Origin of the sequence: Pseudophaeobacter sp. TrK17, assembly GCF_042192375.1 — a bacterium.
Lineage (GTDB): Bacteria > Pseudomonadota > Alphaproteobacteria > Rhodobacterales > Rhodobacteraceae > Pseudophaeobacter.
Map to the genome: position 1 here is coordinate 131,164 of NZ_CP071703.1, position 9,071 is coordinate 140,234.

Annotated in this window: 5 protein-coding genes; 2 read left to right on the forward strand and 3 right to left on the reverse strand. The window is 59.6% G+C overall.

The window, feature by feature from the left end:
• Positions 1–383 precede the first annotated feature (383 nt).
• Positions 384–4,232: a PEP/pyruvate-binding domain-containing protein gene (locus tag JZI28_RS23120; protein ID WP_375700374.1), complete on the forward strand. Its 3,849-nt coding sequence runs from the start codon at positions 384–386 to the stop codon at positions 4,230–4,232.
• Between the two features lie 112 nt (positions 4,233–4,344).
• Positions 4,345–5,256 (forward strand): MurR/RpiR family transcriptional regulator, encoded by a 912-nt coding sequence (locus JZI28_RS23125; protein ID WP_375700339.1) that lies wholly within the window; start codon positions 4,345–4,347, stop codon positions 5,254–5,256.
• A 24-nt stretch (positions 5,257–5,280) separates the two neighbouring features.
• On the opposite strand, the gene JZI28_RS23130 is transcribed toward JZI28_RS23125, so the two are convergent.
• Genes JZI28_RS23130 through JZI28_RS23140 form a run of 3 tightly spaced genes read right to left on the reverse strand, consistent with a single transcriptional unit; the run spans position 5,281 to position 8,856 of the window.
• Complete coding sequence (locus JZI28_RS23130) at positions 5,281–6,063, reverse strand: dimethylarginine dimethylaminohydrolase family protein (RefSeq protein ID WP_375700340.1); 783 nt, start codon at positions 6,061–6,063, stop codon at positions 5,281–5,283.
• Between the two features lie 4 nt (positions 6,064–6,067).
• Positions 6,068–7,675, reverse strand: coding sequence for a 5-guanidino-2-oxopentanoate decarboxylase (locus JZI28_RS23135; protein WP_375700341.1), 1,608 nt, complete (start codon positions 7,673–7,675; stop codon positions 6,068–6,070).
• Positions 7,672–8,856 (reverse strand): pyridoxal phosphate-dependent aminotransferase, encoded by a 1,185-nt coding sequence (locus tag JZI28_RS23140; protein WP_375700342.1) that lies wholly within the window; start codon positions 8,854–8,856, stop codon positions 7,672–7,674. Before JZI28_RS23140 ends, JZI28_RS23135 begins: the two co-directional genes overlap by 4 nt.
• Positions 8,857–9,071: the final 215 nt, after the last annotated feature.

Consider the following 9,071-nt stretch of genomic DNA (forward strand, 5'->3'; position numbering starts at 1 on the left):
GCCTCCTGGCCAATTTTGAATCTGTCAACCGCATGGGTCTCTTACCTATCAACCATCAATTGAGTTCATCACGTTAATATCCTCGCATCCTTTTCTAAAAAATTTAGTTGAAACTCTTGGTTGCCGCCAACGGTTAACCGTTCAGCAACACTTTAGGTATCTTTTAATTAAAATCACACAACCCTGAATGCTTCCCTAATAGTCAAATAGGACTCTCAGTGCAAACACCGTCCGTCCCCGCCAATACTCGCAAAACTTGTATTGCACTTCTGTTCACTACACTGCTTTTGAGTGTCCCCATTGCTGCCCAGGCTATTCCCTCGCCGGAGTTGGTCATTGGCTCTGTCACCTCACTGACACAGGTTTTTGCAGTCGGGCTGGCGATGATTTCAGGGACTGGCGTGCTTGTGGCCACCAAGCTGGGGTTCAAGCCACAGACCACACAGCAGCGCTATCCGCTCAGGCTTATTTCCGCACTGCTGTTCTTTGTGGCGGTGCTGGCAGCCGCAAACTACTGGCAATTCAAGTCTTTCCAGAACGCCGAGCAGGCCCGATTACAAGAAACCCTGCTCCGCCCGGCGCAGTTTGCCGGTACCCAGATCAAAGACGACACGCTGAAAGAGACCAGCTTCACCAAGCAAGAGGAGAACCCTCTGGCCATCTCCACCGAGCAAGCCGCCGCGCTGCTGGCCGCCGGAGACACCGCCTTCTTTGACATTCGCGAAACTGGCGAAAACGCCATGGGCAGCCTGCCCGGTGCGCTTCATATCCGCTTTCCCGATTTCCTGCAGTCCCGTCCGCTTCAGCCCGGTCAACGCGCAGTGGTGTTTTGCCACAACGGCAACCGCAGCTCTGAAACCTGTGCTGAACTGGCGAAACTTGGCATTGACTGTAGCTTTATCGCCGGCGGCATTGAGAAATGGATCGTCGAAGGGCGGCCTTTTAGCGATGCCGAGGTTCAAACCCTCGCCGATCTGCGCGCCATCCCAGAATATAGCAACAAAGACACCCTGCTCAGCACCGCTGACTTCACCACCTTGGTAGACACCACAGACCTGCAAATCGTTGATACCCGATATCCCGGTGATTTTGCGGCCGGCCATCTGCCCGGGGCGATCAATATCCCAATCCGCGCCCTTCCCACGGATGAGTTGATGCGCCGCATCACCGCCCTGGAAGACAAACCAACAGTGACTGCATGCTACGATCGTCGCAGCTGTTTTATGGGGCAGGTTCTGGGGCTTGAACTGACCCAAAACGGCATCGACTACCAAGGTCGCTACACCCTGCCGTGGGAGTATTTTATTGCACCACCGCCAAAACCGCATGTGCAGACCTGGCTGGCGGAGCAAAACCAAACCTATTGGCAACAGGCGGTTTCTGCAGTGGCAGCGGCACTGATCTGGAGCCATGAGCGCAGCCATCTGTTGCTTGGGCTGTTTGCCTTTTCCCTGTTGACCCGTATTCTGATCTTGCCTGTGGCGTTGAAGGCAGAACGTGATCAGATCATCACCCACAACAGCGCCGATGCGCTCGCAAAGCTCAAATCCAAACTGGCCCAGGACCCCGTGCGCAAAGCCCGCGCCCTTCAGGCCTTTTATGCCTCCAAGGGACTGACCCCGCTGCGCAACTTGACTGCGCTGCTGTTTTTACCCGTGATGATGCTTGGCGTGTCCGCCGCAGGCGAGGCCAGCGGCATGCTCTCTATCCCACTGCTCTGGATTACAGACCTCGGTCAGCCGGATCCTGTCTTTGTCTTGCCGCTGCTGTTTTGCGGATTGGCCGCGATTTATCTGGTCTGGGCCGTTGCCAAGACCGCACGGCAAGTCAAGCTTTGGCTGTTCTTGGGCGTTCCCGTCTTGTTTGCCATGGTCTATGGCCTCAGCGCTGCCGCCAATACCTACCTCTGTTTCAGCCTCAGCCTGTTGCTGCTGCAGCGCGCCTATGTGACCGGGGTACACAGCACTCTGCAACACCGCATCGCCCTGTGGCACCACCAGCGCCGACTTGCGCAATTGCCCGCCGGGGTTATCCCCATGGGCTATACAGAAGAGCTGGCAACAGCCGGAAACAAGGCGCTCCGGTTATCAGTACTCAAAAACGCTGGCCTGCCAGTCCCCGGCGGTGTTGTGCTGCGCCGCGAAGCCGTTGACGACTTCCAAAAGATGACGCGGCCACAGCAAGACAGTTTCGCCGCGCAGATCTGGCAGCTGGTGGGGGAAAAGCCCTGCGCAGTGCGCAGCAGCGCCAGCAATGAAGACGGTGCCGATCAAAGCTTTGCCGGGGTGTTTGATTCCGAACTGAACGTCACCGGCGCCACCATGCGCGCAGCGCTCAACAGCGTGGTGGCAAGCTTCACATCTGACCGGGCCGCCAGCTATGAAACACAGGGGCCAGAGGACTCCTCAGCCAATATCCTGGTGCAGCACATGGTGCAGGCTGACTACGCCGGCGTCCTGTTCACCCAAGACCCCAGTGCCCCCGGCATGACCATGGTGGAATGGGTGCGGGGCTGCGGTGACGATCTGGTCTCAGGTCGGGTCACACCTGTCTCGCTGCGCTTTGGTCGCTGCAGTGGACTGCCCGCCGCCCTAGATCAGGATCAAACCCTGGATCTGGCCCCCCTCTTGGCCCTCGCACGCCGGGTTGAGGCCGCCTTTGGCTGCCCACAAGATATCGAATGGGCCTATGCGGATGGTCAGTTCCAGATCCTGCAAAGCCGCGATATCACCACTCTGGCCCGTGGCCCCGAGGCGGAACAGGCCCGCCTGGCGGAATGGCGCACCATTCTTGACCGCTTTGGCGACGCAGATCCGGATATGGTGATCCTGGAGCAGGATGAAATGTCCGAAGTCCTGCCCCGCCCGACGCCGCTGTCATTCTCCCTTATGGCCAGTCTTTGGGCTCCTGGCGGCAGTGTGGACCACGCCTGCCGCGCCCTGGGCGTTCCCTATGGGCTGCCCGAAGGGCGGGATGGCCATCTCGTCAACCTTTTTGGCAAGACCTATGTGGATGCCAGGTTAAAGCAGGTGATGACGCTGAAACTGACCAAGACCAAAGCGAAACAGCTGCGCCGCCAAGCCCCCCCCCTGGTCGCAGATTTCCGTACCAAGACCATGCCGCAGATCGCGGATCGGCTGGCGATCTGGCAGGCGGTGGACTATGCCGCCCTCCCGCAACACAAGCTGATTGAGACCATTCAAAACCTGCACCACCTCTTTGCCCAGGAAATCTACGTCGAGGCTGAAAAGATCAATATCCTTGCCAGCTTCACCATGGGAGAGGCCAGCGCCGCCACCGCAGGTGACGCCGGTCTGCGCAGATATCTGATGCAGACGGATCTGCCCAACACCCCCTCTGCACTACTGGCGTCCTGTCACGGCAACCGCGAAACTGCCATGGCCCTGATGGGACATCGCTCCATCTTTGATTATGAACTCAGCACTCCGCGCTACAGCGAGGCCCCTGCCCTGCTCTGGCCGCTGCTGGAAAACCCGATTGAGCAGATCTCCGGCCATACAGCGCTGCCAGCCAACCTGCCACATGACCTGAAAAAGACAATTACGCTGGCGCTGACCTTTCAGGATCTCAAGGAGCAGTCCAAACATGAGGCCCTGCGCATTCTCGCCGAGCTGCGCCGTGCGGTGCTTACACTGGGCGCGACTTCAGGCCTGGATGATCTGATTTTCCAGTTCTCCCTTGACGAGCTGCAGCACAACGATTGGTCGGCCCCAAAAGAGTTGCTGCAATTGGCACAAGCACGCAAGTCCCAGGAAGACACACGCAAAGTCGCGGCTCCAACCCAGGTGCAACTGACACTACGGGATTGCGAAATGCTGTCGCTTGGCGCTCAGGTGCCGCTTACAGAGGGGGCTCTGGCAGGTACCTGCGTTGCCGGACACGGCAGGGTGACAGCCCGCGCCTTCTGGGTCACCGATGAAACAGCCACGGGGCCGAAGGTGTTTGAGGGCTTTAACGACGGCGATATCCTGATCTGCCGCATGATCAACCCCGCCTGGCTGCCCTATGTGCAGCGCTCAGGCGCGGTGCTCAGCGAGGTTGGCGGCTGGTTGAGCCACATGGCCATTGTCGCCCGCGAAAAGGATATCCTGATGCAGGTTGCCTGCAAGGGGCTGGGTCAGATTGAAACAGGCGTCCAGGTCACCGTCTGCGAAGATGGCAGTATCACCCTGCCGGAGGACGGGCAGAGGAGGCAGGCCGTCTCTGCCTGAGCGGCCAAACAAAGGCCACCACCTGATCCATCACCCAGGGCAGCCCATCACAAAACCGCCAGAACGGCTGTTTTGAATTCCACCCAGGGCAATCATATGATCTCAATGCCTTATGGATCCACATCTCGACCCGAAACAGACCGCCCGGCTGATTGTCGCCCTTAAAGATCACATCGGGCAAATGCCTGCCAAACTGGCGCAGGCCGCAAAATACATCATCGACAATCCGGGCAGCTTTGCGCTGGATCCCGTACGTGACACTGCACGCAAGGCCCAGATCAGCGCCAACAGCTTTGTGCGCCTTGCTGACCGGCTGGGGTATGACAGTTTTGATGCCCTGCGTCGCCCCTTCCGAGATGCGCTGATCACCTCTAACGAAGGCCCGGGTACTGCAGATTGGATTGGCCAGATGGCCGGGCATGGACCTGCGGCTGCGCTTCAGGCCAGCGCGGTGCAAAGCGAGCTGAACATGGTATCGCGGTCACTACGCCAGATGGGTGCAGACCGCACCCATGCGATTGTCGAAACCCTGCGGGGTGCGAAACAGTGCTACGTGACCGCCAGCCGCGCCAGCTATGCGCTGGCCTATTATTTTCACTACGTGGCGCGCATGGCCCTGCCGGCGATTGATCTGGTCCCGCGCCATGTCGGCACCACCCTGGATGATCTGATTGGTCTGGGGCCTGAGGACTGCCTGATTGCCATCACCTTTGCCCCCTATTCAACCAGCACCATCCAGGCCCTGCGTCAGGCCCGCAAGCTCGGCGCCCGCATCGTGCTGATTTCGGACAGTGAGGTCATCGCGCCGGGGGTTGAGGCGGATCACGTGCTGACGGTCACAACCGCCTCCCTGCACCCCTTTGGCGCCTATGGCGGGGCGATGGCAGTGCTTGATTGCCTGCTGACCCATCTGATTGAGGCCGGCGGCGCAGAAGCACGCCACCGGATTGAGGCCTATGAAGCGCTGAGACAGGACAGTGGCGCCTATTGGACAGGGGCCAAGCTGCCTCAGATCCGCAGCTGAACTGCTGCGCAGAACGGGGCTAGTTCAGAACCGCAGCGACAGGCAGGACATGCCGCCATCCAGTTTCGCACAATCGCTATTGTCGATCTGCACCACTTCAAATCCCGCCTTGTCCAGCATCTCGGCGGTGCGGGGAAATCCTGCCGGGCAGAGCACCAGATTGTTGAACCGAATGGCATTGGCCGCCGCCTCTTCGCCATCGGCCACATCCAGGATCCGATACCCATCAAAGCAGCCCGAGGCCGACAGCCGTTTGGTTGCCAGAATGGTTTCACTGTCCATCAGGGAACAGTCAGTTTTGAAATGCAAAACACCCGGCGGTGTGAAGACTTCGCGCAGGGAATGGCCCCAGTCCGCCACGATCTCAGCCAGCTCGGCGACCCCGGCCGCATCAGTCCGATCCGAGCGCCCAACCAGCACTTCGCGCCCCGTCACCAGGATGTCGCCACCCTCGATATGGCCCGGCCCGCTGATTTCGCGGACATCCGCGTAGCAGTCCCGCAAAGTTGGCGCCATTTCAGCCACTTCACCCATCCGTGACGGCGCACCGGGGCGCATCAGAACCGCCCCCTGCGGCAAGCAAAGCGCAGTATCCTCAACAAAAACCGCATCTGGAAACGCCTCCAGAGGCTCCAGCTCAATCACCTCAGCGCCAGTGCTTTTGAGCGCCGCCACATACTGCGCGTGCGCTGCCAGCATGCCTGTCAGGCTGGGCGTCCCCATTTCGGTGGCCCGCAGCCCATCTACAATGCTGGCGGCAGGGCGGCGGGTAATCGCACGGGAGAATTCAAAACTCGGGTTCGTCATCAGCTTAATCCTCAGCTGGCGCAAAAACAGGCGCGGTTATTTCAACAATGCAGGGCCCCTGGCCCTGGTTTTTGGTAATGGCAGCAGCGATCTCTGCCGGGTCATCGGCAGCACTGAAATGTGGAATTCCAAACGATAGCGCAGTGGCCGCAAAATTTGGCGGCGTCGGATCGCAGCCAATCACCGCAACGCCAACATCCTGCATCGAGGTGGCAATCTCCCGGTAGCCTTGGTTGTTCCAGATCACAAAGGTGATTGGCAGGTTTTCGTCCACCGCCGTCATCACCTCAGGCAGAGAAAACTGCGCACCGCCATCGCCGACAATACAGATCACCGGCCGCTCCGGCGCCGCAATGGCCGCACCAATGGCCGCAGGGATCCCATAGCCAAGCGCACCATATCCCGTAGCCGCATTGAACCACCCGCCGGGATGGTCGTGATCATAATAGAGATTGCCGGCATAGATCGGCTGGGTGGAATCCCCCACCATCACACAGCCGGGCAGGGCATCCCGCATCGCGTTCAAAACCGCAACCTGGGCGCGGTAGTCCGCGCCGATTTCCTGCAGGGCCGCCTGACGCGCCTCGGCTGCTCGCTCTGCTCCGTCTGAACCGGCACATTCAGCCGGCAGGGCTGCCTGTAGTGCCGTGGCAAAGCTGCCAGCCTCTGCCAGGATTGGCAAAACAGCCGGGTGGCGATCCAATTGTTGGTCGCAGATATCCACCCGGATCAGCTGCTGCATCTGTGGCCACTGGTCGGTGGCATACATATCGTAATCCGTAGGACCAAATTCCGTCCCCAAGGCCAGTACAACATCCGCGCTCTCGATCAGCGAACGAACCGCGATAAGGCTGGGGCTGGCCGGGACCCCAAGGGCATGGCGAAACATCAGGCCCCGGCCATTTGCGGTTTGCACAACCGGAGCATCCAGACGTTGCGCCAAGGCACACAGGGCCTCCCCTGCCCGTTTGGCGCCGCCGCCGACCAGAATGACCGGGTGCTTTGCCTGGGCCAAGAGCTGCGCCGCCTGCTGCACCAGGGTATCCGGCACAGGGGCAGGTTCGACGCTGACAGGCGCAGAAAGCTCCGCCGCGGCACTGCCCGCGATATCCAACGGGATCTGAATATGGGTCGGGCCGGGTCGACCAGAGGAAAACGGCTCAAAAGCCATGTTTAGGGCCGGATCCAGCGCCTCTGCCTCTGCTACATGGTGCGAGCTCAACGCCACCGTCTGCGCCAGCGCCTGTTGATCTGGCAATTCATGCAGACAGCCCAGACCCTTGCCCAGGCTTGGCTGCGCATTAACCCCAGAAACCACCAGCATCGGCACCGAATCCGCCCGCGCCTGTGCCATGGGGGTCAGCGTATTGGTCAAGCCCGGCCCGGTGATCACAAAGGCCACGCCGGGCTTGCCGGACACCCGGGCATAGCCATCGGCCATGAACCCTGCACCTTGTTCGTGGCGCGGCGTCACATGGCGCAGCCCCGAAGCCGCTAGCCCACGATAGAGCTCAACCGTATGCACGCCGGGAATGCCAAAAACGCAAGAGACATCGCGCGCTTTCAAACCATCAACAAGGGCTTCGCCGATGGTTTTTACAGGATCTGTCATGCGGCCCCCCTTGTCAGGGTTTGTGTGTGGGAAATGAGACGATTCAACGCCGTTTCAAATTCTGCATCCTCGATGGTCAGCGCCACCCGAACCCAGGAGGTCAGGCTGTCACTAAAGGCTGATCCGGGCATCACCGCGACGCCGTTTTCCAGCAGATCCCAGGCATAGGCATCGCCGGTCAGCCCGGTCGCCGCCACATTGATCATGGCAAACATGCCCGCCTCGGGGCGGTGAACCTGCAGCGCAGTTTCGGCCTCTACCCGGTCTGCAAGCAATTGCGCCCGCCAGCTGAATCGTTGACGCATCCCCAAGGAAACAGAAGATCCCTCACGGATCGCCAGTTCCGTCATATCCGCGATAAACGGCTGGTTGCCGAACAGCATGGTCTCGGAATAGGGCAAAAGCGCATCGCAAAATGCCTTGGGGCCAACACACCAACCACTGCGGAACCCAGGTGAGGCATGGGATTTTGAGATCGATGAAACCGCGATAACCCGATCGGCGTAGTCAGGCAGCGACAGGGGCGAGACAAACTCGGCGCCGTCAAAAACCAATTGCTCATAGACTTCATCCGAGAGGATCCAAAAATCATGGATGCGCGCCAACTCGCATAGCGCCAACAGATCAGACTGGCGCAAAATGGCACCGGTTGGATTATGCGGACTGGTCAGCAGCAGGGCGCGGGTGCGCGGCGTGATCCGGCTGGAAACATCTGCAGCCTGCATCCGAAATCCGTTTTCCGGCTTTAGCGGCACAGGCACCATTTTCGCACCACTGGCCGCAACCACACCTTCGTAGGTGGCATACATCGGATCGCCCACCAGAACTTCGTCCCCGTGCTGCGCCACGCCCATCATCGCGGCAAACAAGGCGGTCTGGGTGCCCGGGAAACATAAGAAGTTGTCTGGCTCGAACTCCCGCCCACGGCTGTTGCTGTAGCTTTCCGCCAGGGCGCGGCGCAGATTGAGCTCGCCACGGCCATCGGAATACCCGGTCCGGCCAGCCCGCATCGAGGCAATAGAGTGATCCATCAGCTCTGCAGGAACCGGGACATCCGGCTCACCGATGGTCATCTCAATAATATCTGCGCCCGCTGCGATACGATCGCGGGCGGCAAGGTGGAGATCCCATTTGGCCCCACCAAGCGAAGCCAATCGTGCAGTAACATCTGTGGTTTTCATGTCTTTCCCGCCCATTCGCGCAGAGACTTTCGAGTGAATTCTACCTGACCTGCCCAATGGCCTAGGTCAGGCAGAGCCCAAGAATCCCCTGCATCCAGTAATTATACAACTGCATAATTACTGGATCGCATAATTTCGGCAAGCCCAAAATCATCCTCACGATTTGCGGGAAACAGCCGTCGCCAAAGGTCTGAAAGACTGCGGCCTAGCCAGGA

Coding starts and splice junctions, on each gene's coding strand:
- JZI28_RS23120 (WP_375700374.1), top strand. CDS start 384: ATGATTTCAGGGACTGGCGTGCTTGTGGCCACCAAGCTGGGGTTCAAG.
- JZI28_RS23125 (WP_375700339.1), top strand. CDS start 4,345: ATGGATCCACATCTCGACCCGAAACAGACCGCCCGGCTGATTGTCGCC.
- JZI28_RS23130 (WP_375700340.1), bottom strand. CDS start 6,063: ATGACGAACCCGAGTTTTGAATTCTCCCGTGCGATTACCCGCCGCCCT.
- JZI28_RS23135 (WP_375700341.1), bottom strand. CDS start 7,675: ATGACAGATCCTGTAAAAACCATCGGCGAAGCCCTTGTTGATGGTTTG.
- JZI28_RS23140 (WP_375700342.1), bottom strand. CDS start 8,856: ATGAAAACCACAGATGTTACTGCACGATTGGCTTCGCTTGGTGGGGCC.